Source organism: Streptomyces sp. HUAS MG56, from assembly GCF_058673395.1.
Genome location: NZ_CM178722.1, coordinates 5,856,030 through 5,880,063 on the forward strand (window position 1 = coordinate 5,856,030; position 24,034 = coordinate 5,880,063).

A 24,034-nucleotide genomic window follows, 5' to 3' on the forward strand; every position below is an offset into this window, starting at 1 on the left:
CTACACGGGATAGCCTCCGGCCATGGCGAACGGTCAGTGGTACCCCCCGGAGTGGCCGGACCGCATCCGCGCGCTCGCGGACGGCACCCTCACCCCGGTGTCCCCCCGGCGCGCGGCCACGGTGCTGCTCCTGAGAGACACCGGGGCCGGTCCGGTCGTCCACATGCTGCGCAGACGCGCCTCCATGGCCTTCGCCGGAGGCGCGTACGCGTATCCCGGGGGCGGTGTCGACCCGCGTGACGACGACCGTCAGGTGCGCTGGGCGGGCCCCACGCGCGCGTGGTGGGCGACGCGGCTCGGTGTCGACGAGGCGGGCGCCCAGGCGATCGTGTGCGCGGCCGTGCGCGAGACCTACGAAGAGGCGGGCGTCCTGCTCGCGGGGCCTGACGGGGACTCGGTCGTCGGCGACACCACCGGGGAGGACTGGGAGGCGGACCGGGCCGCGCTGGTCGCGCGCGAGCTGTCCTTCGCCGAGTTCCTCGACCGGCGCTCTCTGGTGCTGCGCTCGGACCTGCTGGGCGCCTGGACCCGCTGGATCACCCCGGAGTTCGAGTCCCGCCGCTACGACACCTGGTTCTTCGTGGCCGTCCTCCCGCAGGGGCAGCGCACCCGGAACGCCTCCTCGGAGGCCGACCGCGCGGTGTGGATCCGCCCCGAGGAGGCCGCCGCCGGCTACGACAAGGGCGAGCTGCTGATGATGCCGCCCACCATCGCCACCCTGCGCCAGCTGCTGCCGTACGGCACCGCCGCCGAGGCGCTCGGCGCGGCCCCCGCGCGCGACATGACGCCGGTGATGGCGACGGCGCGTCTGCTGGACGGCGAGATCGTGCTGTCCTGGCCGGGGCACGAGGAGTTCACCAAGCACGTCCCGACGACCCCCGGTCCGCCCGGAGGAGGCCCCGCATGACCGACGCAAGCACGCTGCCGGGCCAGCCCCGGGGCGCGGTGCTCTCCGGCCCCGCCACCGAGCGGGCCGTCAACGTCCTCGCGCCCAACGCCTCGGCGATGACCCTGGACGGCACCAACACCTGGATCGTCGCCGAGCCCGGCTCCGACCTGGCCGTGGTGATCGACCCGGGCCCGCTGGACGACGGCCATCTGCGCGCGGTGGCCGACACCGCCGAGCAGGCCGGCCGGCGCATAGCCCTGACCCTGCTCACGCACGGCCACCCGGACCACGCCGAGGGCGCGGCCCGGTTCGCGGAACTGACCGGCACGCGCGTGCGTGCCCTCGACCCGGCGCTGCGCCTCGGCGACGAGGGCCTGGGCGCCGGGGACGTGATCACCATCGGCGGCCTGGAGCTGCGGGTCGTCCCGACCCCCGGGCACACCGCGGACTCGCTGAGCTTCCATCTCCCGGCCGACCGGGCGGTCCTGACCGGCGACACCGTCCTCGGGCGCGGTACGACCGTCGTGGCGCATCCCGACGGCCGCCTGGGCGACTATCTGGACTCCCTGCGCCGGCTGCGCTCCCTGACGGTGGACGACGGCGTCCACACGGTCCTGCCGGGCCACGGGCCGGTCCTGGAGGACGCCCAGGGCGCCGTCGAGTTCTACCTCGCCCACCGCGCCCACCGGCTCGCCCAGGTGGAGACGGCGGTGGAGGACGGCTACCGCACCCCGGCCGAGGTCGTCGCCCACGTCTACGCCGACGTGGACCGCTCCCTGTGGCCGGCGGCGGAACTGTCGGTACGGGCCCAGCTGGACTACCTGACCGAACACGGCCTGATCTAGTCCCGTCCCCGGCCCAGCTAGTCGGGCCGGGGTGCCTTGACGCCGTGCACGCGTGTGTACTCGGCGGCGAGCCAGGGGCCGAGGTCGTCCACGTACGTGCGCAGCACCTCGGGGTCGCCGACGGGTTCGCAGCCGTACTCCGCCGCCGTGCGCAGCTGTGCGGCGCGCTGCGGGTAGTAGCCGCCGAACGCGTCGGCCATCTCGCGCAGGTCGCTGGTCCAGCCGTTCCAGCGGGGCATGACGAGGGTGAAGGCGGTGCGCACGAGGTGGCGGGACATGAAGCGCACGAGGGGGCGCCGGGCCTCCTCGGTGTCCTCGGCGCCCGCGATCCGCTCCCGCCAGCGGGGCAGCCACCGGGCCAGGTCGCCGTTGGTCTCGCGGGCGAGCAGGGAGTCGGGCCGGTAACGCGGCAGGTACTCGGCGAGGTCGTCGCCGAGCAGCGGGGTGCACAGACAGGCCACGAACCAGCCCAGGTCGTACCGCTCCAGCTCACTCAGCAGCCGGTCCCGGCCGTACAGCAGCGTGCCGACCCCGTCGATCTGCGGGAACTCCTTGTCGACGGCCTCGCCGAGCGCCCGTACGGCCGCCCGGTCGGCCTCGCCGGGCTCGTCCCGCAGGGCGACGAGCAGGTCCAGGTCGCTGCGTCCCACGCGCGCGGTGCCGCGCGGGATCGACCCGTAGAGGTACGCGCTGTGCAGGCGCGTGCCGAAGAGGTCCAGCACCCGGTCGCGCGCGTCGGCCACGACCGGGCGGAAGGCACCGGGCACGCGCGCGAGGGAGCCTTCGCGCGCGATGAAGCCCAGGTCGTCGAGGCCGGGACGCAGGGCGTCGAGACGGGGACGACGGATCGTTTCAGCCATGCGGCCACTGTCGCGCGCGTCCCTGTCCGGGGCAGCTGATTTTCGGGTACCGGACGGTGAACACCGCCTGTCCGGCACCCGACACCCACGAGACCTACCGGGAGCGCTTGGCGAGCCGCTCCACGTCCAGCAGGATCACGGCCCGCGCCTCCAGGCGGAGCCAGCCGCGCTGGGCGAAGTCCGCCAGGGCCTTGTTCACGGTCTCGCGCGAGGCGCCGACCAGCTGGGCCAGCTCCTCCTGCGTGAGGTCGTGGACGACGTGGATGCCTTCCTCGGACTGCACGCCGAAGCGGCGCGAGAGGTCCAGCAGGGCGCGGGCCACGCGGCCGGGGACGTCGGAGAAGACCAGGTCCGACATGGCGTCGTTGGTCTTGCGCAGCCGGCGGGCGACGGCACGCAGCAGGGCACCGGCCACCTCGGGGCGGGCGTTCAGCCAGGGCTGGAGGTCGCCGTGGCCGAGGCCGAGCAGCTTGACCTCGGTCAGCGCGGTCGCCGTGGCCGTACGGGGGCCCGGGTCGAACAGCGACAGCTCGCCGATCAGCTCACCGGGGCCGACGACGGCGAGCATGTTCTCCCGGCCGTCGGGGGAGGTGCGGTGCAGCTTGACCTTGCCCTCGGTGACGACGTACAGCCGGTCGCCCGGGTCGCCCTCGTGGAACAGTGAGTCACCGCGCGCGAGGGTCACCTCACTCATGGAGGCGCGGAGCTCCGCGGCCTGCTCGTCGTCGAGCGCCGCGAAGAGCGGGTTGCGCCGCAGAACGTCGTCCACGAGTTCTCTCCCTTGTCGACCTGCTCAGGGGATCTTGCTCCCCCGTGTACCAGGGGACCGTGCTCCCCATTTTGCCGGACGGTCCAAACAGTGTGATCTGTCACAAGGATGCCGCACAGGTGTGCCCGGGTAAGCGTCAGGGGTCCAATCGGGGGCCGATCTTCCGGGTCCGGGGCGGATGTCGGTGGCGGGCTCTAGGCTGGCCGGGTGTCCAAATCACCGGTGAGAGCACAGGCCAAGGGGGCATAGCGGGTGGTTGTACGTCGTGATTCCGCTGTGGGCGAACAGAGCTCCGGCGGCAGCAAGAAAACCGGAAAAACGGTCAAAAAGGTCATCCCTGTAAAGCCCGTCACCAAGGAGGAGTCCCGCACGGCCCTGGTCCGCCGCGCCCGCCGCATCAACCGCGAGCTGGCCGAGGTGTACCCGTACGCCCACCCGGAGCTGGACTTCGAGAACCCCTTCCAGCTGCTCGTCGCCACGGTCCTGTCCGCCCAGACCACCGACCTGCGCGTCAACCAGACGACCCCGGCGCTCTTCGCCGCGTACCCGACCCCCGAGGACCTCGCCGCCGCGAACCCGGAGGAGGTCGAGGAGATCCTGCGCCCCTGCGGGTTCTTCCGGGCCAAGACCCGGTCGGTCATAGGCCTTTCCAAGGCCCTCGCCGAGGACTTCGGCGGCGAGGTGCCCGGACGCCTCGAAGACCTCGTCAAACTGCCCGGAGTCGGCCGCAAGACCGCGTTCGTCGTGCTCGGCAACGCCTTCGGGCGGCCCGGGATCACCGTGGACACCCACTTCCAGCGGCTCGTACGGCGCTGGCGGTGGACCGAGGAGACCGACCCGGACAAGATCGAGGCCGAGGTCGGCGCGCTCTTCCCGAAGAGCGACTGGACCGATCTGTCCCACCACGTGATCTGGCACGGCCGCCGGATCTGCCACGCCCGCAAGCCCGCCTGCGGCGCCTGCCCGATCGCCCCGCTCTGCCCGGCCTACGGCGAGGGCGAGACCGATCCGGAGAAGGCGAAGAAGCTGCTGAAGTACGAGAAGGGCGGCTTCCCCGGCCAGCGCCTCAACCCTCCGCAGGCCTACCTCGACGCGGGCGGGCGGCCGGCCCCGCCGCTGGGGGCCGCGTGACGGAGCGATCCCGCCGCGTGGCGGAACGATCTCGGGGCCCTCGGGCGTTGTATCGGGCAGGGGCGAGGGGGTGGCGATGACGACGGCCGGTGAGGCGCGGGGCGGTGCGGTGACGCTCAGCAAGGACGGACTGCCGGAGTGGCTGGCGCCGGTGGTGAAGGCGGCCGAGACGGTCGAGCCGCTCCAGCTGAGCCGCTTCCTGCCGCCGGAGAACGGCTCGGGGCGGCAGTCCGCCGTGCTGGTCCTGTTCGGCGAGGGCGAGGGAGGGCCCGAGCTGCTGCTCATGGAGCGCGCGGGCTCGCTGCGTTCGCACCCCGGGCAGCCGTCCTTCCCGGGCGGCGCGCTCGACCCCGAGGACGGCGATCCGCGCGCCGACGGGCCGCTCAGAGCCGCGCTGCGCGAGGCCGAGGAGGAGACCGGCCTCGACCCGTCCGGCGTCCAGCTCTTCGGCGTGCTGCCCGCGCTCTACATCCCGGTCAGCGGCTTCGTCGTCACGCCCGTGCTCGGCTGGTGGCGCGAGCCCAGCCCGGTCGGCGTCGTCGACCCGAACGAGACGGCACGGGTCTTCACGGTCCCCGTGGCGGATCTCACGGACCCCGCCAACCGCGCCACCGCCGTCCACCCCAGCGGGCACCGAGGCCCGGCATTTCTGGTCGAATCGGCCCTCGTGTGGGGCTTCACGGCCGGCGTGATCGACCGTCTGCTGCACTACGCGGGCTGGGAGCGCGCCTGGGACAGAGAGAAGCGGGTCCCGCTCGACTGGCGGTCATGACAGGGTGTCGTCCGTGAATGTGCTGGACATCCTGTTGCTGCTCGCGGCCGTGTGGTTCGCGATCGTGGGCTACCGCCAGGGCTTCGTCGTCGGCATCCTGTCGGTGATCGGCTTCCTCGGGGGCGGTGCCGCCGCCGTGTACGCGCTGCCCGTCATCTGGGACGCCGTGACCGACAAGGCGAACGTCGGCACCACCGCGGCCGTGGTCGCCGTGGTCGTCATCATCGTCTGCGCCTCCGTCGGCCAGGCCCTGACCACCCACCTCGGCAACAAGCTGCGCCGGCACATCACCTGGTCCCCGGCCCGCGCCCTGGACGCCACCGGCGGCGCGCTCGTCAACGTCGTCGCGATGCTGCTGGTCGCGTGGGTGATCGGTTCCGCCCTCGCCGGTACGACGCTGCCGACGTTCGGCAAGGAGGTGCGCAGCTCCAAGGTGCTGCTCGGCGTCTCCCGGGCGCTGCCCGCGCAGGCGAACACCTGGTTCGCGGACTTCTCCTCCGTCCTCGCGCAGAACGGCTTCCCGCAGGTCTTCAGCCCGTTCGCCAACGAGCCGATCAACGACGTCCGGCCGCCCGACCCGGCCCTCGCCGGCAGCCCGGTCGCCACCCGGGCCCAGCGCTCCATCGTCAAGGTCACCGGCACCGCGCAGAGCTGCGGCAAGGTCCTGGAGGGCACCGGCTTCGTCTTCGCCGACCGCCGCGTCATGACCAACGCACACGTGGTCGGCGGGGTCGACGCGCCGACCGTGCAGATCGGCGGCGAGGGCCGCAAGTACGACGCCAAGGTCGTCCTGTACGACTGGAAGCGCGACATCGCGGTACTCGACGTACCGGACCTGAGGGCGACCGCGCTGCGGTTCTCCGGCCAGGAGGCGTCCGGCGGCGAGGGCGCGATCGTCGCGGGCTTCCCCGAGAACGGCTCGTACGACGTGCGCGCCGCGCGCGTGCGCGGGCGCATCACGGCCAACGGCCCCGACATCTACCACCGGGGCACGGTCAGCCGCGACGTCTACTCGCTGTACACGACCGTGCGCCAGGGCAACTCGGGCGGCCCGCTGCTCACCCCCGACGGCCGGGTGTACGGCGTGGTGTTCGCCAAGTCCCTCGACGACGCCGAGACCGGCTACGCCCTCACGGCGGACGAGATCCGCTCCGACGCCGACCGCGGCCGCACGGCGACCGAAGAGGTGGGGACGGACAGCTGCGCCCTGTGAGCCCCGGTGCGCCTCGGCGAGAGGTGCGCCGAGAGGTGCCCGAGGGGTCAGCCGCGCGGGTGGCGAAGGCGTACCGAGACCCAGCGGGCCCGGCGGCGCAGGATGCGCGGGATCCCTACGCGCAGGTCCGCTTCCGCGAGTTGCGGGGCGCCTCGCTGAGGCGTGCCCGGACCGGCGGCCGAGCGGCGGTTGCGGGGTGCGTCACTGTCGTGCGTCCAGCCCATACCCCGACGTGTGCCCCGCCAGAAGGTCGATAACCGCCTCCGCGCCCCCCAATTGGCCTATGCGGCAGGCATGTGGCCGTTCGAGGGACAAGTGTTCAGGAACCGGATACTCCACGCATCGGACCTGTCACCGTACGGTCACTGGCATACCGTCACCGGCACACGTCACCGGGCGGGCCGCGGCCTTCACCGGTCGGGCTCGGGGTCCTTCAGCCAGTTGACGAGTTCCGTGGAGAAGGCCACCGGGTCCTCCTCGTGGGGGAAGTGGCCGAGACCGTCGAACAGCCGCCAGCGGTACGGGGCTTCGACGTACTCGCCGGAGCCGGCCGAGCTGCGGGTGCGGGTCACCGGGTCGAGTGAGCCGTGCAGATGCAGGGTGGGCACCCGAACGGGTCGTTTCATCCGGCGGTTGAACTGGATGCCGTCCGGGCGGGCCAGCGAGCGGACCAGCCAGCGGTACGGCTCGATCGAGCAATGCGCGGTCGACGGGATGCACATCGCCCGCCGGTACGTCTCCACCGCCTCGTCCTCCGGCGGGCGCGGCCCGGACCACTCCCGGATCAGCCGCCCCACCAGTTCACCGTCGTTCGCGGTGAGTTGACGCTCCGGGATCCACGGCCGCTGGAAGCCCCAGATGTAGGAGCTGGCGGCCGTCTGCCGGGCGTCGCGCAGCATCGCCGCGCGCCAGCGCCGCGGATGCGGCATCGACACCACGGCCAGCCGGCGGACGAGCTTGGGCCGCATCGCCGCCGCCGTCCACGCCAGATAGCCGCCCAGGTCGTGGCCGACCAGCGCCGCGTCGGGCTCGCCGAGCGAGCGGATCACGCCGGTGACGTCCAGCGCCAGGTTGGCGGGGTCGTACCCGCGGGGCGTGCGGTCGCTGCCGCCGACGCCCCGCAGGTCCATCGCCACCGCTCGGTAGCCGGCGTCCGCGAGCGCCACCAGCTGGTGCCGCCACGTCCACCAGAACTGCGGGAAGCCGTGCAGCAGCAGCACCAGCGGGCCGTCGCCGAGCTCGGCGATGTGGAAGCGCGCGCCGTTGGCGGCGACGTCCCGGTGACTCACCTTTTTCCCGTGGGGGACGTCGATCCGTACGGCGGAGGGGGCGGGGTCGGTCATGACGACGAGCGTGCCACAGCTTCGATGGCGGCGGGGGTACGGTCCTCGGGCAGCTCGGCGCGCGGGTGCGGCCTGGCGTTCTGCAGGACGCCCGCCGTCTCCTTCACCGAGGCGACCACCTTCTTCGGGCCCTGGCTCTTCTTGGCCTTCTTCGCGAACGCCAGGCCGATGAGCCCGAGCAGGATCGCGACGAACACGTTGGCCGCGAAGGACAGCACGAAGCAGATCGCCAGGTTCCAGTGGCTCCAGGTCCGGATGCCGTACGCGAGGGCGAAGTTGAGCATCGGCAGGGAGAAGACCAGCACCACGGCCGCCATCGTGAAGGCGCCGCCGCTGACCGCGCCGCGCTTCACGTCCTGCTTCAGCTGGGCCTTGGCCAGCGCGATCTCGTCGTGCACCAGCGCCGACATCTCGGCCGTCGCCGAGGCGAACAGCTGGCCGACGCTGCGTTCGGCGCCGACCGGGCTGCCGTCGGGTGCGCTCATCGCGTTCTCCCTCAAAGGTCTGACGTGCCGCAGGCGTCGGGCCCGGTCCGGCCACCCCGCTCGTGCGGCCGTCCGGCCCGGCCGTCCTGCTGTGTGGCCGTCTTGTTTTGTACCGTCTCGTCAGATCATGCCGGACGGTCGTCCTCCTCGCCTGCCCCGCCCGCCACTTCCGCAAGCCCGTGGCGGGCCGCTGCGGCCCGCTCGGCGGCGATGCGCCGGTGTTCGGCTGCCCTGCGCTCAAGCATCTCGGCCATGCGCAGGTGGTACGCCGGGTCGTCCTGCTCGTACACGTCCGGGATGCCGTCGAGGTCGTCGTCGCGCTCCTCCTCCGCGCACAGCCTGCGGTACCTGGCGTTGCGTATCTTCAGCAGCACCGTCGCACACACCGCCGCGATCAGCGATCCGGTGAGGACGGCGGCCTTCACCTCGTCGGTGAGGACGGCGTCACCGGCGAAGGCGAGTTCGCCGATGAGCAGCGAGACGGTGAAGCCTATGCCGGCGAGCGAGGCCACCGCGAAGACGTCGGCCCAGGCGAGGTCGTCGCTGAGCGAGGCGCGGGTGAAGCGGGCGGTCAGCCAGGTGCCGCCGAATATGCCGAGCGTCTTGCCGATGACGAGCCCGAGCACCACGCCGAGCGTCTCCGGCCTGGTGAACACGTCCTGGAGCGCCCCGCCGGAGACCGTCACCCCGGCGCTGAACAGCGCGAACACCGGCACGGCGAGCCCTGCCGACAGGGGGCGCACCAGGTGCTCGACGTGCTCGCCGGGCGAGTGCTCCTCGCCGTCCCGGGCGGTGCAGCGCAGCATCAGCCCCATCGCCACACCGGCGATGGTGGCGTGCACGCCGCTGTTGTACATCAGCGCCCAGATCACCAGCGCGAGCGGCACGTACACGTACCAGCCGCGCACGCCCTTGCGCAGCAGCAGCCAGAAGACCACCAGCCCGGCGACGGCCCCGCCGAGGGCGGCGAAGTTCAGCCGGTCCGTGAAGAAGATCGCGATGATCATGATCGCGAAGAGGTCGTCCACGACCGCGAGGGTGAGCAGGAAGGCGCGCAGGGCGCTGGGCAGCGAGGTGCCGATGACCGCGAGGACGGCGAGCGCGAAGGCGATGTCGGTGGCGGTGGGCACCGCCCAGCCCTGGGTCGAGCCGTGTCCGGTGAGGTTGGTGAGGGTGTAGACGAGCGCCGGTACGGCCATGCCGCACAGCGCGGCGACCACGGGCAGCGCGGCCGCCCTCGGGTCGCGCAGGTCCCCGGCGACCAGTTCGCGCTTCAGCTCGATGCCGGCGACGAAGAAGAAGACCGCGAGCAGGCCGTCGGCGGCCCAGTGGGCCACGGAGAGGTTCAGGCCGAGCGCGCCGGGGCCCAGCCGGAAGTGGCTGACGGCTTCGTAGCTGTGGCGGAGGGCGGGGACGTTCGCCCAGACCAGGGCCGTGACGGCGGCGATCAGCAGCAGGATGCCGCCGACGGTCTCGGTGCGCAGCGCGTCCGCCACGAAGGACCGCTCGGGCAGGGACAGGCGTCCGAGGACCTTGCGGGCGTTGGTGCGGGCGCGGGGCGCGGTCACGGGGGACCTCCGGTGGGTAGGCAGGACGGCTCACTTCGCCGACCAGACTTCCCGGCACACCCTTGCCGCGTTCTTGACGCTTTACTTAGCTTACCTAAGATTGCTCGTTTACCCAAGGGGGGGGAGGGATGCGGTCCGGGACCGGTGATCCTCACACCGGACGCCGAAGGGGCACCCGGCGCGTCGGCCGGGTGCCCCTTCGCGGGCGGTGCGGGTCGGTCCTCGGACCGTGCGGGTCAGTCCTCGGACCGTGCGGGTCAGTCCTCGCCGGGGGCGGCCGGCAGCTTGGTCTGGATGAGGTCCATGACCGACGAGTCCGTCAGCGTCGTGACGTCTCCGAGCTGGCGGTTCTCGGCGACGTCGCGCAGCAGGCGGCGCATGATCTTGCCGGAGCGCGTCTTCGGCAGCTCGGCCACCGGCAGGATCCGCTTGGGCTTGGCGATCGGGCCGAGCGTGGCGCCCACGTGGTCGCGCAGCGCGCCGATGAGCGTGTCGTCCTCCGAGGCCGTGCCGCGCAGGATGACGAAGGCGACGATGGCCTGGCCGGTGGTCTCGTCGGCGGCACCGACGACGGCCGCCTCCGCGACAGCAGGGTGCGAGACGAGGGCCGACTCCACCTCGGTGGTGGAGATGTTGTGGCCGGACACGAGCATGACGTCGTCGACCCGGCCCAGCAGCCAGATGTCGCCGTCGTCGTCCTTCTTCGCGCCGTCACCGGCGAAGTACTTGCCCTCGAAGCGTGACCAGTAGGTGTCGATGAACCGCTGGTCGTCGCCCCAGATGGTGCGCAGCATCGACGGCCACGGCTCGGTCAGCACCAGATAGCCACCGCCGCCGTTGGGCACCTCGTGCGCCTCGTCGTCGACGACGGTCGCGCTGATGCCGGGCAACGGGGTCTGCGCGGAACCGGGCTTGGCCTCGGTGACGCCGGGCAGCGGCGAGATCATCATCGCGCCGGTCTCGGTCTGCCACCAGGTGTCCACGACAGGGGTCTTGTCGGCGCCGATGTTCTTCCGGTACCAGACCCACGCCTCGGGGTTGATGGGCTCGCCCACGGAACCGAGGACGCGCAGGCTGCTGAGGTCGAACTTCGCGGGGATGTCGTCGCCCCACTTCATGAACGTCCGGATCGCCGTCGGGGCGGTGTAGAGGATCGTGACGCCGTACTTCTGCACGATCTCCCAGAACCGGCCCTGGTGCGGGGTGTCCGGGGTGCCCTCGTACATGACCTGCGTCGCGCCGTTGGCCAGCGGGCCGTAGACGATGTACGAGTGCCCGGTGACCCAGCCGACGTCGGCCGTGCACCAGAACACGTCCGTCTCGGGCTTGAGGTCGAAGACGGCGTGGTGGGTGTACGCCACCTGGGTGAGGTAGCCGCCGGAGGTGTGCAGGATGCCCTTCGGCTTACCCGTGGTCCCCGAGGTGTAGAGGATGAACAGCGGGTGCTCGGCCTCGAACGCCTCCGGCGTGTGCTCCGCGGACTGCCGGCCGACGAGGTCGTCCCACCAGACGTCCCGGGTGTCGTCCCAGGCCACGTCCTGGCCGGTACGGCGCACCACCAGCACGTGCTCGACGTTGTCGACCTTGTCGATCGCCTCGTCCACGGCGGGCTTGAGGGCGGAGGGCTTGCCGCGGCGGTAGCCGCCGTCGGAGGTGATGACGACCTTGGCGTCGGCGTCCTGGATGCGGGTCGCGAGCGCGTCGGCCGAGAAGCCGCCGAAGACGACCGAGTGCGCGGCGCCGATACGGGCGCAGGCCAGCATCGCGATCGCGGTCTCCGGGATCATCGGCATGTAGATGGCGACCCGGTCGCCCTTGCGGACACCCAGCTCCAGCAGGGCGTTGGCCGCCCTGGAGACCTCGTCCTTCAGCTCCGCGTAGGTGATCGAGCGGCTGTCGCCGGGCTCACCCTCGAAGTGGATGGCGACCCGTTCGCCGAGTCCGTCCTCGACGTGGCGGTCCACGCAGTTGTACGCGACGTTCAGCTCGCCGTCCTTGAACCACTTCGCGAACGGCGGGTTCGACCAGTCCAGCGTCTCGGTCGGTTCCTTGGCCCAGGTCAGCCGACGGGCCTGCTCGGCCCAGAAGCCGAGCCTGTCAGCCTTGGCCTGTGCGTACGCCTCCGCGGTGACGTTGGCGTGCGCGGCCAGGTCGGCGGGCGGCGCGAACCTGCGTTCTTCCTTGAGCAGGTTGGCCAGGCTTTCGTTGCTCACGACATCTCCCTTTCGAAGGGTGTCCGTTGTGTCCCAGCCCACAGCTCATCAGACGCGGGGGCCCGGTGACAAGAGTCGTCGACGAAATTGGTGTAGACCTATCGACGACGTGGGACTCACACGGCACCATGTGCCTCCTCTCCTGCGACGACGCCCTCGGCGACGTCCTCGAACACCCGGCCGCCCTCCGCTTCCACCAGCAGATACGCCCGCGCCTCGGCCACGTGGAAGTACATCCCGTGCAGCTCCAGCTCGCCCCTGGCCAACGCCCGCGCCACCGGCCCGTGCGCCCGCAGGTGCTCCAACTGCTGGACCACGTTGACCAGACACAGTCGTTCCACGGCGTCCATGGCGTGCGCGGCGTCCACCGTGGACCGCCCGGTCAGCCGGGGCCGGGCGCAGCAGTCCTCCCGGTCCATCCGCGCGAGACTCGGCAGCCCGTGCCGGAGCCAGCGACGCAGGGGGGTGACCACGGCCTCGGCGGCGCCCGCGGCACCGGCTGCCGTCCCGGCCCCCGCCGTTCCGGAATCACCGCCCCTGCCGCCGTCCCCGCCCCCGTCCCCGCACTCGCCGGACAGCAGCGCCTGCATCGCCCCGCATCCGGAGTGGCCGCACACGGTGATGGAGCGCACCCCGAGCGCCTCCACCGCGTACTCGATGGCCGCCGCCACCGAGTCGTCGCCGTGCTCCTCGCCCGGTGGCGGCACCAGATTGCCGACGTTGCGGACGACGAACAGGTCGCCGGGGCCGCTGGCGGTGATCATCGATGTGACGAGCCGGGAGTCGGCACAGGTCAGGAAGAGCTGTGCGGGCCGCTGGCCGTCCCTGGCGAGCCGCGCCAGCTCCGCTCGAACCAGCGGCGCGGTGTGACGCTGGAACGAGCTGATGCCACGCGCGAGTTCCCTCGCCGCCGCCACCTCTCCCGCCGTCTCCTGTCCTGCCGGAGAGGCCGGAGCACCCGTGACGCAGTCCTGGTGGTCACGCCACGGCGTCCAGGGCCGACACCGGCAGAGCCCGGACCGGGCCGAGCCGGTGACGGATCTGGCGCTGGAGCCGGCCGACCGGATGGTGGACGCCATCAGCCCGGTGGCGGCTCCGGTCGATTCGGCGTTGGCTCTGGCCGACTCGGTGCCGGGCCAAGTCGGCCCGGCGGCAGGCGGGTTCGGTCCGGCGACGGTCCGGGGTGTGCCGCGTCGGCCCGACAGGTCGGCCGTGCCGCCTCGCGCGATGCGGGCGTTCGTGACGGCGTGGGCGCCTTGGGGCATGAGCGGGAAGGCCCCGCCGGGTCGGTGCACCGCGAGAAAGGTCAACTGGTCGTGGACTCCTCCGTGATGGGCTCCTTTCTGCCGGCCATGCGTGATGCGGGCGAGGGGGACGAGCGGGATCTCCTCCAGGATCGGGACCGTCAGCAGCACGGCAGCTACTGCGAGGGGCGCGACGAGGTCCGCGCAGCCGAGTCCGAGAGACGGGGACAGGGCGATCAGGAGGACCGCGACGGACGTCGACGTCGACGCGGACAGGTCGGCGGGGTGCTGGGCGTGAGGGGATGCGCAGGTGGGCATGGTCCCGTCTCCTCCGGGGCGGCGTGGTCGCGGACTGGGGCGGGATGGGGCACTCTCAGTAAATGAAGAGTAACGCAACGTAAAGAAGCGGTATAGCTTTGCGGGGCAAATGACTCATGAGATCCCTCGGATGGGCGAAGTAATCATTTGATCGGCTTGTCGTACTAATTCCTTCTCGGTCCCGTGCGACGTTGGCCGCGCTGTCGGTTCAAGCCCGGCAGATCGCCAGAAAACGACCTCGCCAGCGTTTACCTGAGAGAAGGAAGAAGGTGGGCGGAACACATGACCGCCACCCAGAGGATCGCCGTCGGCGTCGTGGCTGCCGCGGCCTGCGCCTCGTCACTCGCCGGTTGCGCGACCGGCTCCCACGGTTCGAAGGAAGGGGCGCCCGGCCCCCAGAAGGCGGCGCCGCCGCCCCGGAGCCTCGTCCGGCTGATCGGCGACGGGTCCACCGCGTACACCGGCGCACAGCCGCATCTGCCCAGGCCCGAGCGGCTGAAGCCCGGTCAGAAGCCGCCCCAGTTCGTCGTCTTCTCCTGGGACGGCGCCGGCGAGGACAGCCAGAAGCTGTTCTCGCACTTCCGTAAGGTCGCCAAGGAGAACCACGCGACCATGACCTTCTTCCTCAGCGGCGTGTACATGCTGCCGGAGGCCAAGCGTGACCTCTACAAGCCCCCGCAGCACTCGCCGGGCCGCTCCGACATCGGCTTCAACGACCAGAAGGGGATCGCCGACACCGTCAAGCAGGCGCGGCTGGCCTGGCTGGAGGGCAATGAGATCGGCACCCACTTCAACGGCCACTTCTGCGGGCCCGACGGCGGCGTCGGCACCTGGTCGGTGGACGAGTGGAAGAGCGAGATCGCCCAGGCCAAGCAGTTCGTGAAGACGTGGAAGACCAACACCGGCATGAAGAACTCGGCTTCGCTGCCCTTCGACTACGACAAGGAGCTGATCGGCGCCCGCACGCCCTGCTTGGAAGGTCAGAAGAACTTCACGGAGGCGGCCCGTCAGCTGGGCTTCCGTTACGACTCCAGCGGCGTCGACAACCAGGTCTGGCCCAAGAAGAAGGACGGCCTGTGGGACCTGTCCATGCAACTGGTCCCCTTCCCCGGCCATACCTTCGAGCAGTTGACCATGGACTACAACTTCATGGTCAACCAGTCCGGCACCCAGACCCAGGGCGACCCCGACAAGTTCGACTACTGGGGCGACCAGATGCGCGACGGCCTCGTCAAGGGCTTCTACCGGGCCTACGACGGCAACCGGGCGCCGCTGATCATCGGCAACCACTTCGAGTCCTGGAACGGCGGCACGTACATGCGTGCCGTCGAGGACACGGTGAAGGAGGTGTGCAACAAGCCCGACGTGCGCTGTGTGTCGTTCCACCAACTGGCCGACTGGCTGGACGCGCAGGACCCGAAGACCCTGGAGAAGCTGCGCACCCTGACGGTGGGCGAGGCGCCCCGCCAGGGCTGGGCGTCCTTCCTCTCCGGTCGTCCGGCTCCGGCGCCCAAGGGCGTACCCGGGGCGCCGGCGGTCAGGCAGTAGGCGGCAGGCGGGAGTTGCCGGCCGGATGCTGTCAGGCGGGAGCCGCCACGCCCGCACCGGCGCTCTCGCTGAGCACGAAGCCGGGGTCGATCTGAGCGGCCAGGTCGGCTCCCGTGCGTTCGTTGCCCCACGCCTCGGCGTTCTTCAGGTGGAAGTGCGCCATCTGGCGCGTGTAGCGCTCCCAGTCCCGCAGGGCGTACGTGGCGTCCACGGTGTCCTTGAGGGTGTGCAGGGCGCGGGAGCCGGCCTCCTCCAGGAGATCGAACCGGGGCGGTCGCCCCTTCTCCATGGCGCGCACCCAGTCCGAGTGACCGACCGTGACGAGCAGGTCGTCCCCGACCTCCGCGCGCAGGAAGTCGATGTCGTCCTGTTCCTGGATCTTGTTGCCGACGACCTTCAGGGCGACGCCGAAGTCGCGGGCGTACTCCTTGTACTGGCGGTAGACGGAGACTCCCTTCCGGGTCGGCTCGGCGACGAGGAACGTCATGTCGAAGCGGGTGAACATGCCGGAGGCGAAGGAGTCCGAACCGGCCGTCATGTCGACCACGACGTACTCGTCGGGGCCGTCGACGAGGTGGTTCAGGAACAGCTCCACCGCTCCCGTCTTGGAGTGGTAGCAGGCGACCCCCAGGTCGGCGTCCGTGAAGGGGCCCGTGACCATCAAACGGACGGCGCCGCCGTCGAGTTCCACCGGGCGTGCACAGGCGTCGTAGATCGGGTTCGGCTCGCTCACCCGGACCAGGCGCGAGCCCTCGCCGGGCGGGGTCGTCTTGATCATCGTGGTGGCTGAGGGGATGCGCGGGTTGGCGCCGCGCAGATGGTCCTTGATCAGCGGCAGTCGCTCGCCCATGGCTGGCAGCGCGGCCGCCTCCGCCTCGTCGAGTCCGAGTGCGGGACCGAGGTGCTGGTTGATGTCCGCGTCGATGGCGACCACCGGGGCACCGGCGGCCGCGAGGTGGCGGATGAAGAGGGAGGAGAGCGTGGTCTTGCCACTGCCGCCCTTCCCGACGAAAGCAATTTTCATGTTCACCAACGGTAGTCAGCTGATAGCTGCATGTGGCGGTCCGAGTGAAGAAGACCACTCCTTCGAGGGGTGGGGCACTGTGGTGCGTAGTGTCGTACTCATGAGTACGACAGGCGCGACCGCCGATCCGCTCTCCGCCCTGGGCTCGCTGCCGGGTGTGGCTGAGTCCGTGGAGTCCGTGCGCAAGGCCGTGGACCGGGTCTACGGACACCGGATCATGCGGCGCCGCAGCACCGAGATCACCGCCGAGGCGGCCCTGCGCGGCGCCCGCGGTTCCGCCGCGCTGTCCGGCGCCGACTGGGCTCTGGAGGAGGTGCGGCGGCGTACCGACTTCAGCGGTGACGCCGAGGCGCGCGTGATGGGCGCGGCTCTGCGGCTGTCGGCCGAGGCGGGGCAGTTGCTGTCCATCTGGCGGCAGTCGCCGCTGCGGGTGCTGGCCCGGCTGCACCTGGTGGCCGCGGCGAGCAGCGGCGACGAGGTCGGCCGGCCGCGCCTGGCGGGCGAGGCGGTGGACGAGCCGCTGATCGAGCTGCCGCTGCCGGACGCCGCGGAGGTCTCCGGCCGGCTGGAGGGGCTCGCGGACCTGATCATCGCCGGGACGTCCGCGCCCGCGCTGGTCACGGCAGCCGTGGTGCACGGCGAACTGCTGGCGCTGCGGCCCTTCGTGTCGCACAACGGTCTGGTCGCGCGCGCGGCCGAGCGGATCGTCCTGATCGGCAGCGGCCTGGACCCGAAGGCGATCTGCCCGGCCGAGGTCGGATACGCCGAGCTGGGCCGCGCCGCCTACCTGGCGGCCCTCGACGGCTACGTCTCCGGCACCCCCGAGGGCATGGCGGCGTGGATCGCCCACTGCGGCAAGGCGGTCGAGCTGGGTGTGCGCGAGTCGACGGCGGTGTGCGAGGCGCTCCAGCGCGGCGCGGCCTGAGGCGGCGCGAGGCGGCGACCCGGGCGCCGGAAGTGCGCGAGAGGCGCCGGACAGGGTTGCGGCGGTACGAATTCTCGTACCGCCGCTGGCATGCTCACCCGGTTACCAAGCGTCCTCGATATGTGCCCATCAGGTCGGGGACTTTGCCCGTCACCTGGTGCGGCTGGCCCGTAATCGACGGGTCGACGTCGCGTGGGTGCCCGGTGTCCATGCGGGGTCCGTGGGCCAAGTGCGTAGTGAAAGGTGATCCTCTCGGATGTCCTTTGGTCTCGCGGGCCTAGGTTCTTTCTACCGCGAGCCCGGAGGAAGCGGAACCCCTGCCTGCACTTCTTTACTTTCAGGTTCAAACAGGGGTGAAACGGGCGAAGTTCAGGCCGTGCTGCGGCGTCGGCTGGCGTACCAGACGAGGCCGGCGGTCGCGGCCGCCGCTCCGACGGCCGCCGCCGCGACGAGCGCGGGGCGGGGCGGTACGGAGAGCGAGGGCAGCCGCTTCTTGAGCGGGACCGGCCGGCGGAACTCCAGGACCGGCCACCCGCGCGCGAGTGCCTCGCGCCGCAGCGCGCGGTCCGGGTTGACCGCGTGCGCGTGTCCGACCGCCCGGAGCATCGGCAGGTCGGTCGCCGAGTCGCTGTAGGCGTAGCAGCGGTCGAGGTCGTAGCCCTCGGACGCGGCCAGCTCGCGGATCGCCTCGGCCTTGGTCGGGCCGTACGCGTAGTACTCCACCTCGCCGGTGAAGCACCCGTCCTCGCCGACGACCATGCGCGTGGCCACCACCCGGTCCGCGCCCAGCAGTTCGCCGATCGGCTCGACCACCTCGGCGCCCGAGGTCGACACGATGACCACGTCCCGCCCGGCCGTGTGGTGCTCCTCGATGAGGGAGGCGGCCTCGTCGTAGATGATCGGGTCGATCAGGTCGTGCAGGGTCTCGGCGACGATCTCCCGTACCTGCTGCACGTTCCAGCCGCGGCACAGGGCGGACAGATACTCGCGCATCCGCTCCATCTGGTCGTGATCCAGGCCGCCGGCCAGGAAGACGAACTGGGCATATGCGGTACGCAGCGCGGCCCTGCGGTTGATCAGCCCGCCTTGGTAGAAGGACTTGCTGAAGGTGAGCGTGCTCGACTTCGCAATGACCGTCTTGTCCAGGTCAAAGAACGCCGCTGCGCGGGGCAAGGAGTGGTTTTCCACGCCCCTGAGCATAGGCGCCCACCATTCGGCGTAAGGTGGGGCGTGTGGGTTTGCCTGAGAGGGCTCTCGGGTACACCATGGAAGTCACGGATCGTTCGCGACCGTGCTAACCCGGTCCGACTCCTCCCCCCCCGAGTCGGCCGTGGGGACGACCCCCGCTCTCCCCCCCGGCGGGGGTCGTCGCATGTCCGGACGCCTTTTCGTCCGCCTCTCCTCTCGCTCCGCGACCGTGCGGCCGCCCTCGCGCCGCTGCGGCCGCCGCTTCCGTGCGCCCATGATTCGTTACTCAGGGTAATCGTTGCGCTGCTCTGTGGAAGTCGCACAGGGATCAGTACGGGCATCACCGGTATGGGTGATGGAGATATTCACAGGCCCTGAGTTGTCCACAGTTTTCCACCAAGATCCACATTATTTCGCGGACCGCTGCACCGTGATTCCAGCGCGCTGCGGCCGTGGCGAGTTCATGGCCGGATCCGATTGTCGGAGCGCGTATGGCCGGTTTCCGTCGGCCGTTCATATGGGGGGCCGCTTGTCGGTTCTCCGCATCTTTGGGAATCGCGGGGCCGCAGGGGCTGCGCGGCCCATGCAGCGAAGGGGGAACACCCGTGACCGGAACCGTCACCCACGACCCACCGCCCGGCGCGCCGGGACGACCGGGACGGCCGCTCATCGTCACCGAGGACGCCGAACTTCTGGACGACCTGTTGCGCCTGTGCGCGGCCGCCGGGGCCACACCCGAGGTCCATCACGGGGTGCCGGACCACGGCGACGGCTGGGAGACGGCCCCGCTCGTCCTGGTCGGCGACGACGCGGCCCGGCGGGTCGGCGGGGCCGCGCGCCGACGCGGAGTGGTCCTGGTCGGCCGCGACCAGGACGACTCGGGGGTGTGGAAACGCGCCGTGCAGATCGGCGCCGACCACGTCCTGATGCTCCCCGACGGCGAGCAGTGGCTGGTCGACCGCATCGCCGACGTCGCCGAAGGGGTCGGCCGCCCGGCCCTCACCGTCGGGGTGATCGGCGGCCGGGGCGGGGCCGGCGCCTCCACGCTCGCGTGCGCCCTCGCCGTCACCTCCGCGCGCGAGGGCCTGCGCACCCTCCTGGTGGACGCCGATCCGCTCGGCGGCGGACTCGACGTCCTCCTCGGCGGGGAGAGCGCCGAAGGGCTGCGCTGGCCGGCCTTCGCCGCCTCGCGCGGCCGGGTCGGCGGCGGCGCGCTGGAGGAGTCCCTGCCGGAACTGCACGCGCTGCGCGTGCTCAGCTGGGACCGCGGCGACTGTGTCGCCGTCCCGCACCAGGCGGTGCGCGCGGTGCTCGCCGCCGCCCGGCGGCGCGGCGGCACGGTCGTGGTCGATCTGCCCCGCCGCCTCGACGACGGCGTCGCCGAAGCCCTCGCCCAGCTCGATCTGGCCCTGCTCGTCGTCCCCGCCGACCTGCGGGCGGTCGCGGCCGCCGGACGGGTGGCGTCCGCCGTCGGCATGGTCGTCCGCGACGTGCGCGTGGCGGTCCGCGGGCCGTACGCGCCCGGCCTGGACGGCCGTGAGGTGGCCCGGCTGCTCGGCCTGCCACTGGCCGGCGAGGTCCCGGTCGAGCCGGCGCTGCTGCGTCCCCAGGGCGGCGCGAAACCGCCCGGGGCCACCGGTCGCGGCCCGCTCGCCCGCTTCTGCACGGCCTTCTGGGAGCGCGCGCTGGTCGAGGCGGGAGGCGCCCGATGACACTCCCCGGACTCGCCCGGGCCGACGGCGCCGCCCTGCTCGACGGCGTCCGGCGCTGGCTCGCCGAGAGCGGCGGCGAACCCACTCCCGCGCGCGTGGCCCAGGCCCTGCGTGAACAGGGCCGCGTGCTCGGCGACGCCGAAGTCCTCGGCGCGGCCGCACACCTGAGGAGCGAACTGGTCGGCAGCGGCCCGCTGGAGCCCCTCCTCGCCGACCCGGACGTCACCGACGTCCTGGTCTGCGCCCCGGACCGGGTCTGGGTCGACCGCGGCCGCGGCCTGGAACCGACCTCGGTGACCTTTCCCGATCCCGCGGCGGTACGACGCCTCGCGCAGCGGCTGGCCGCCGTCGCCGGACGGCGCCTGGACGACGCCCGGCCGTGGGTGGACGCCCGGCTGCCCGACGGCACCCGGCTGCACGCGGTGCTGCCCCCGGTCGCCGTCGGCTGCACCTGCCTGTCCCTGCGGGTCGTACGGCCCCGGGCGTTCACCCTGGAGGAGCTGGTCGCGGCCGGCACGGTGCCGCCCGGCGGCGACCGGATCCTGCGGGCGCTGCTCGCGGCCCGGCTGTCCTTCCTGATCAGCGGCGGCACCGGATGCGGCAAGACGACCCTGCTCAGCGCCCTGCTGGGCCTGGTCGGAGCCGGCGAACGCATCGTCCTCGCCGAGGACTCGGCCGAGCTGCGGCCGGACCACCCGCACGTCGTTCGGCTGGAGACCCGGCCCGCCAACCAGGAGGGCGCCGGCCTGGTCACCCTGGAGGACCTCGTCCGGCAGGCGCTGCGGATGCGGCCCGACCGGCTGGTCGTCGGGGAGGTGCGCGGCCCCGAGGTCGTGCACCTGCTCGCGGCCCTCAACACCGGGCATGAAGGCGGCTGTTGCACGGCGCACGCCAACGCCGCGGCGGACGTCCCGGCCCGGCTGGAGGCGCTGGCCACGGCCGCCGGGCTCGACCGGGCCGCGCTGCACAGCCAGCTGGCGGCCGCGCTCTCCGTGGTCCTGCACCTCGTACGGGACCGGTCCGGGCGGCGCCGGATCGCCGAGGTGCACGTGCTGGAGCGGGACGGCGCGGGCCTGGTGCGGACGGTACCCGCGCTGCGCTGGGGAGAGCGGGCGTTCGTCCGCGAACGGGGCTGGGGGCGACTGCGGCAATTGCTCGGCGCGGCAGACGAATTCGAGGGCGACCTCGGAGACGAGCGAGAGGGGGACCGGTGAGGGAGGGGACGGACGTGGTCGGTGGGGTCGCAGGAATCGGCGGGATCGGCGGGACCGGTGGGCTGTCCGGGATGTCCATGGGTGCGGCGCTGGTCTGCCTCGTCGCGCTGGTCTGGCTGCTGGGCGGGCGGCACTACGGGATGCGGCGGGCGCGGCTGCTGCTCGCGGGCGGCGGAGTCGTGCCGACCGGGCCGCCTCCGTGGGACCGGCTGAGCGGGGAACTGCGGCGGCTGGGCGGCAGGTTGGGGGCCGAGTGGTGGGCGCTCGCGGCCGGACTGCTGCTGGCGGTGCTGGGTGCCTCGCTGATTCCGGTCGTCGCGGGGGCGGCCGGGGTGCCGGTGCTGCGCAGGGTCCGGCGGGCGCGGCAGGCCGCACGCGACCGTGAGCGGCGGGCCGACGCGGTGATCGCCCTGTGCGGCTCCCTCGCCGGGGAGGTGCGTGCCGGACGACAGCCGGGGGAGGCGCTGCCACAGGCGGCCCGGGACACCGGAGGGCTCGGCGACGCGCAGGGGGCCGTGGTCGCGGCGGCGCGGTTCGGCGGGGACGTGCCCGGCGCGCTCGCCACGGCGGCCCGGCAGCCGGGTGCCGAGGGACTGCTGGGGCTGGCCGCGTGCTGGCGGGTGGCGGTGGACCAGGGCGCCGGACTCGCGGTCGGCCTGGACCGGCTGGACGCGGCTCTGCGCGCCGAGCGGGACCAACGCGCCGACCTGCGTGCGCAGTTGTCGGGCGCTCGGGCGACCGCCGTACTGCTCGCCGCCCTCCCCGCCCTCGGCCTGCTCCTCGGCACGGCCATGGGCGCCGACCCGCTCCACGTCCTGCTCCACACCGGCGCGGGCCTGGGCTGCCTGACGGTCGGCGCGGCCTTCGAAGCGGCGGGGACGGCGTGGGCGGCCCGGATCGTGCGGGGAGCGGAGGCGGTGTGAGGGGGAGGCCAGGAAGGCGAGAGACGCGGAGAGACGCGGAGAGGCGAGGGGAACGGGCGGTATGAGCGCGGAAGTTGTCCACAGGGTGGGGATGGCCGTGGTCGTGGTGCTGGGCGTCGGGTGGGCGGTCCGACGGCTGGAGCTGGCGCGGCGGCGACGCCGGTCGCGGCGTCGAATGGCCGAGCTGCTGGGGCTGGACGTGCCGGTGTCGAGGCGCTCCTTCGAGGTCGCGGGCGCGCTGCGGCGGTGGCTGCCGCCGGCCGGGGCCGGGTGCGGCGCGTGGGCGCTGGTCGGTGGCCTGCCCGGGGCCGGCCTGGGGCTGGCCGTCGGTGCGGGGCTGTGGCGGTGGCACAGCCGGCGGGCGGCGGCCGCCGGGGTGGAGTCGGCGGACGGGGCCGAGGCCGCACGCCGACTCCCGCTCGCCGCCGATCTGCTGGCCGCCTGTATCGCGGCCGGTGCCGGTCCGGTGATCGCGGCCCAGGCGGTGGGAGAGGCGCTCGGCGGGCCCGTCGGCCAGGCGCTGGCGCGGGGCGCGGCGGAGGTCCGGCTCGGCGGTGAACCGGCCGACGCGTGGCGCCGGTTGGCCGCGCTGCCCGGCGCGGCGGCGCTGGCGCGGCTGCTGGCGCGGGCCGACGAGTCCGGGCTGCCGGCGGCCGCCCCGGCCGCGCGCCTCGCCTCGGACGCCCGCGCGCAGTGGACTCGCGGGGCCACCGCCCGGGCCCGGCGCGCCGCCGTACTGATCTCGGCGCCCGTGGGCCTGTGCTTCCTGCCCGCCTTCATCGCCGTCGGCGTGCTCCCCGTCGTGATCGGACTCGCGGGCGGCGTGCGGGGAGGGAGGTGAGGCGTACGGGGGCGAACGAGAGCGACTAGACGTGCATGAACACAAAAGACCTGAAATCTCACGGGGGTTGGAATGAACAGGAAGATCAAGGAAGTCGTGGTGCGGCTGCGGGGCAGGGGCCGCAGGGACGCCGGCATGGTCACGTCGGAGTACGCGATGGGGATCCTGGCGGCCGTCGGATTCGCGGTGCTGCTCTACGAGGTCGTCACCAGCGGCCAGGTCCGGGCCGAGCTCCAGTCGATCGTGAAGAGGGCCCTCAGTGCGCGGATGTGAGCGAGGGGCGGACCGGGGGTTCGTGACGGCCGAGGCGGCCGTGGTGCTCTGCGTGCTGGTGGCGTTCACGATGGCGCTGGTCTGGGGGCTGCTCGTGGTGGCGGCGCAGATCCAGTGCGTGGACGCGGCCCGCACGGGCGCCCGGGCCGCCGCCCGGCAGGACCCGGCCGACGCGGTGGTGACGGTGACCCGGGAGGCGGCACCGCGCGGGGCACGCGTGACCGTGGAGCGCGTGGGCGACCAGGTCCGGGTGACGGTGACGGCCAGACCGCCGGTGCTCGGCGGGCTGCCCTTCGAGGTCCGCGAGCAGGCCATGGCGCTGGCCGAGGAGACGGTGGGAGCGCGGGAGGAGGGGCCGTGACAGGCAAGGTCGGGCGAACCGGCGGCCCTGCCTGCGGATGCCGGGGAAGAGACTGCCCGGAGGACCGGCCCTGCGCCGGCCGGGACCGGGGGTCCGCCACCGTGTGGAGCCTCGGGGTGATCGCCCTGCTGTGCGTGGTGTTCGGTGCCGTGCTCGCGCTCGGGCACGCCGTCGTCGTCCGGCACCGCGCGGCCGGCGGCGCGGATCTGGCCGCGCTCGCGGCGGCGGACCACTGGGCCGAGGGCGGGGCGGCGGCCTGCGCCCGGGCCGGGCGGGTGGCGGCGGCCCAGGGGGTACGGCTGGTGCGGTGCGCGATCGTGGGCGAGACCTCGGACGTGACGGCGGCCTCGGGAAGAGGCCCGTTCGCGGCGGAGG

Annotated in this window: 21 protein-coding genes and 2 pseudogenes; 14 read left to right on the plus strand and 9 right to left on the minus strand. The window is 72.6% G+C overall.

From position 1 onward, the window contains the following. Positions 1–22 precede the first annotated feature (22 nt). Entirely contained in the window at positions 23–907 is an 885-nt protein-coding gene (locus tag AC4OXY_RS27710; RefSeq protein ID WP_356029374.1) for an NUDIX hydrolase, read from the plus strand. Then, positions 904–1,734 (plus strand): MBL fold metallo-hydrolase, encoded by an 831-nt coding sequence (locus tag AC4OXY_RS27715; protein WP_491991268.1) that lies wholly within the window; start codon positions 904–906, stop codon positions 1,732–1,734. The genes AC4OXY_RS27710 and AC4OXY_RS27715 overlap by 4 nt, the downstream gene beginning before the upstream one ends. Positions 1,735–1,751: 17 nt before the next feature. Here AC4OXY_RS27715 and AC4OXY_RS27720 read toward each other — a convergent pair whose 3' ends face one another. Continuing rightward, positions 1,752–2,594, minus strand: a complete 843-nt coding sequence (locus tag AC4OXY_RS27720; RefSeq protein WP_356029368.1) for a nucleotidyltransferase domain-containing protein — start codon at positions 2,592–2,594, stop codon at positions 1,752–1,754. A 94-nt stretch (positions 2,595–2,688) separates the two neighbouring features. Continuing rightward, on the minus strand, positions 2,689–3,363 hold the full coding sequence (locus AC4OXY_RS27725) for a Crp/Fnr family transcriptional regulator (protein WP_014674022.1): 675 nt from the start codon (positions 3,361–3,363) through the stop codon (positions 2,689–2,691). 333 nt (positions 3,364–3,696) lie between these two features. Between AC4OXY_RS27725 and nth the strand changes: the two genes are divergently transcribed. From nth to AC4OXY_RS27740, 3 genes are all read left to right on the plus strand, one after another. Then, positions 3,697–4,494 carry an endonuclease III gene (gene nth, locus AC4OXY_RS27730; protein WP_376293831.1) on the plus strand — a complete coding sequence of 266 codons (798 nt, stop codon included), beginning with the start codon at positions 3,697–3,699 and terminating at the stop codon, positions 4,492–4,494. A 76-nt stretch (positions 4,495–4,570) separates the two neighbouring features. After that, complete coding sequence (locus AC4OXY_RS27735; RefSeq protein ID WP_491991269.1) at positions 4,571–5,266, plus strand: NUDIX hydrolase; 696 nt, start codon at positions 4,571–4,573, stop codon at positions 5,264–5,266. A 13-nt stretch (positions 5,267–5,279) separates the two neighbouring features. Further along, positions 5,280–6,479, plus strand: coding sequence for a MarP family serine protease (locus AC4OXY_RS27740; protein ID WP_356029364.1), 1,200 nt, complete (start codon positions 5,280–5,282; stop codon positions 6,477–6,479). 410 nt (positions 6,480–6,889) lie between these two features. Here AC4OXY_RS27740 and AC4OXY_RS27745 read toward each other — a convergent pair whose 3' ends face one another. The 5 genes and pseudogenes from AC4OXY_RS27745 to AC4OXY_RS27765 form a co-directional block, all read right to left on the minus strand. Next, positions 6,890–7,822 (minus strand): alpha/beta fold hydrolase, encoded by a 933-nt coding sequence (locus tag AC4OXY_RS27745; RefSeq protein ID WP_356029361.1) that lies wholly within the window; start codon positions 7,820–7,822, stop codon positions 6,890–6,892. Beyond that, positions 7,819–8,307 carry a phage holin family protein gene (locus AC4OXY_RS27750; RefSeq protein WP_356029359.1) on the minus strand — a complete coding sequence of 163 codons (489 nt, stop codon included), beginning with the start codon at positions 8,305–8,307 and terminating at the stop codon, positions 7,819–7,821. The genes AC4OXY_RS27745 and AC4OXY_RS27750 overlap by 4 nt, the downstream gene beginning before the upstream one ends. A gap of 125 nt (positions 8,308–8,432) precedes the next feature. Further along, the gene (gene nhaA, locus AC4OXY_RS27755) at positions 8,433–9,875 is read right to left on the minus strand and encodes a Na+/H+ antiporter NhaA (RefSeq protein WP_356029357.1); all 1,443 of its coding nucleotides are present in this window, start codon (positions 9,873–9,875) and stop codon (positions 8,433–8,435) included. A 257-nt stretch (positions 9,876–10,132) separates the two neighbouring features. Further along, on the minus strand, positions 10,133–12,088 hold the full coding sequence (acs, locus tag AC4OXY_RS27760; RefSeq protein ID WP_356029354.1) for an acetate--CoA ligase: 1,956 nt from the start codon (positions 12,086–12,088) through the stop codon (positions 10,133–10,135). A 116-nt stretch (positions 12,089–12,204) separates the two neighbouring features. Beyond that, a pseudogene (locus AC4OXY_RS27765) lies at positions 12,205–13,452 on the minus strand (carbonic anhydrase); the annotation flags it as partial. 480 nt (positions 13,453–13,932) lie between these two features. Here AC4OXY_RS27765 and AC4OXY_RS27770 point away from each other — a divergent pair. Further along, positions 13,933–15,198: a polysaccharide deacetylase family protein gene (locus tag AC4OXY_RS27770; RefSeq protein WP_356029353.1), complete on the plus strand. Its 1,266-nt coding sequence runs from the start codon at positions 13,933–13,935 to the stop codon at positions 15,196–15,198. 31 nt (positions 15,199–15,229) lie between these two features. On the opposite strand, the gene AC4OXY_RS27775 is transcribed toward AC4OXY_RS27770, so the two are convergent. After that, positions 15,230–16,222: an ATP-binding protein gene (locus AC4OXY_RS27775; RefSeq protein WP_356029350.1), complete on the minus strand. Its 993-nt coding sequence runs from the start codon at positions 16,220–16,222 to the stop codon at positions 15,230–15,232. Between the two features lie 100 nt (positions 16,223–16,322). On the opposite strand from AC4OXY_RS27775, the gene AC4OXY_RS27780 reads away from it, so the two are divergent. Next, positions 16,323–17,147, plus strand: coding sequence for a Fic family protein (locus AC4OXY_RS27780; RefSeq protein ID WP_362821699.1), 825 nt, complete (start codon positions 16,323–16,325; stop codon positions 17,145–17,147). Positions 17,148–17,516: 369 nt separating this feature from the next. Here the strand turns inward: AC4OXY_RS27780 and AC4OXY_RS27785 are convergent, their stop codons facing one another. Further along, the gene (locus tag AC4OXY_RS27785; protein ID WP_356029346.1) at positions 17,517–18,347 is read right to left on the minus strand and encodes an HAD family hydrolase; all 831 of its coding nucleotides are present in this window, start codon (positions 18,345–18,347) and stop codon (positions 17,517–17,519) included. A 593-nt stretch (positions 18,348–18,940) separates the two neighbouring features. On the opposite strand from AC4OXY_RS27785, the gene ssd reads away from it, so the two are divergent. From ssd to AC4OXY_RS27820, 7 genes and pseudogenes are all read left to right on the plus strand, one after another. Next, a complete protein-coding gene (ssd, locus tag AC4OXY_RS27790; protein WP_376293792.1) occupies positions 18,941–20,047 on the plus strand; it encodes a septum site-determining protein Ssd in 1,107 nt (368 codons plus the stop codon). Beyond that, the gene (locus tag AC4OXY_RS27795) at positions 20,044–21,261 is read left to right on the plus strand and encodes a TadA family conjugal transfer-associated ATPase (RefSeq protein WP_362821697.1); all 1,218 of its coding nucleotides are present in this window, start codon (positions 20,044–20,046) and stop codon (positions 21,259–21,261) included. The genes ssd and AC4OXY_RS27795 overlap by 4 nt, the downstream gene beginning before the upstream one ends. 77 nt (positions 21,262–21,338) lie before the next feature. Beyond that, on the plus strand, positions 21,339–22,184 hold the full coding sequence (locus tag AC4OXY_RS27800; protein WP_376293828.1) for a type II secretion system F family protein: 846 nt from the start codon (positions 21,339–21,341) through the stop codon (positions 22,182–22,184). Between the two features lie 61 nt (positions 22,185–22,245). Beyond that, positions 22,246–23,025 carry a type II secretion system F family protein gene (locus AC4OXY_RS27805; protein WP_491991270.1) on the plus strand — a complete coding sequence of 260 codons (780 nt, stop codon included), beginning with the start codon at positions 22,246–22,248 and terminating at the stop codon, positions 23,023–23,025. A gap of 72 nt (positions 23,026–23,097) precedes the next feature. After that, complete coding sequence (locus AC4OXY_RS27810; protein ID WP_356029337.1) at positions 23,098–23,298, plus strand: DUF4244 domain-containing protein; 201 nt, start codon at positions 23,098–23,100, stop codon at positions 23,296–23,298. 22 nt (positions 23,299–23,320) lie between these two features. Then, positions 23,321–23,659 (plus strand): TadE family type IV pilus minor pilin, encoded by a 339-nt coding sequence (locus AC4OXY_RS27815; protein ID WP_376293787.1) that lies wholly within the window; start codon positions 23,321–23,323, stop codon positions 23,657–23,659. A 137-nt stretch (positions 23,660–23,796) separates the two neighbouring features. After that, a pseudogene (locus AC4OXY_RS27820) lies at positions 23,797–23,994 on the plus strand (Rv3654c family TadE-like protein); the annotation flags it as partial. Positions 23,995–24,034 lie beyond the last annotated feature (40 nt).

What these genes read in the sequence shown, in the direction of transcription:
- AC4OXY_RS27710 (WP_356029374.1), top strand. Translation starts at nt 23, where the DNA reads ATGGCGAACGGTCAGTGGTACCCCCCGGAGTGGCCGGACCGCATCCGC.
- AC4OXY_RS27715 (WP_491991268.1), top strand. Translation starts at nt 904, where the DNA reads ATGACCGACGCAAGCACGCTGCCGGGCCAGCCCCGGGGCGCGGTGCTC.
- AC4OXY_RS27720 (WP_356029368.1), bottom strand. Translation starts at nt 2,594, where the DNA reads ATGGCTGAAACGATCCGTCGTCCCCGTCTCGACGCCCTGCGTCCCGGC.
- AC4OXY_RS27735 (WP_491991269.1), top strand. Translation starts at nt 4,571, where the DNA reads ATGACGACGGCCGGTGAGGCGCGGGGCGGTGCGGTGACGCTCAGCAAG.
- AC4OXY_RS27745 (WP_356029361.1), bottom strand. Translation starts at nt 7,822, where the DNA reads ATGACCGACCCCGCCCCCTCCGCCGTACGGATCGACGTCCCCCACGGG.
- AC4OXY_RS27750 (WP_356029359.1), bottom strand. Translation starts at nt 8,307, where the DNA reads ATGAGCGCACCCGACGGCAGCCCGGTCGGCGCCGAACGCAGCGTCGGC.
- AC4OXY_RS27770 (WP_356029353.1), top strand. Translation starts at nt 13,933, where the DNA reads ATGACCGCCACCCAGAGGATCGCCGTCGGCGTCGTGGCTGCCGCGGCC.
- AC4OXY_RS27775 (WP_356029350.1), bottom strand. Translation starts at nt 16,222, where the DNA reads ATGAAAATTGCTTTCGTCGGGAAGGGCGGCAGTGGCAAGACCACGCTC.
- AC4OXY_RS27780 (WP_362821699.1), top strand. Translation starts at nt 16,323, where the DNA reads ATGAGTACGACAGGCGCGACCGCCGATCCGCTCTCCGCCCTGGGCTCG.
- AC4OXY_RS27785 (WP_356029346.1), bottom strand. Translation starts at nt 18,347, where the DNA reads ATGCTCAGGGGCGTGGAAAACCACTCCTTGCCCCGCGCAGCGGCGTTC.
- AC4OXY_RS27795 (WP_362821697.1), top strand. Translation starts at nt 20,044, where the DNA reads ATGACACTCCCCGGACTCGCCCGGGCCGACGGCGCCGCCCTGCTCGAC.
- AC4OXY_RS27800 (WP_376293828.1), top strand. Translation starts at nt 21,339, where the DNA reads ATGGGTGCGGCGCTGGTCTGCCTCGTCGCGCTGGTCTGGCTGCTGGGC.
- AC4OXY_RS27805 (WP_491991270.1), top strand. Translation starts at nt 22,246, where the DNA reads ATGAGCGCGGAAGTTGTCCACAGGGTGGGGATGGCCGTGGTCGTGGTG.
- AC4OXY_RS27810 (WP_356029337.1), top strand. Translation starts at nt 23,098, where the DNA reads ATGAACAGGAAGATCAAGGAAGTCGTGGTGCGGCTGCGGGGCAGGGGC.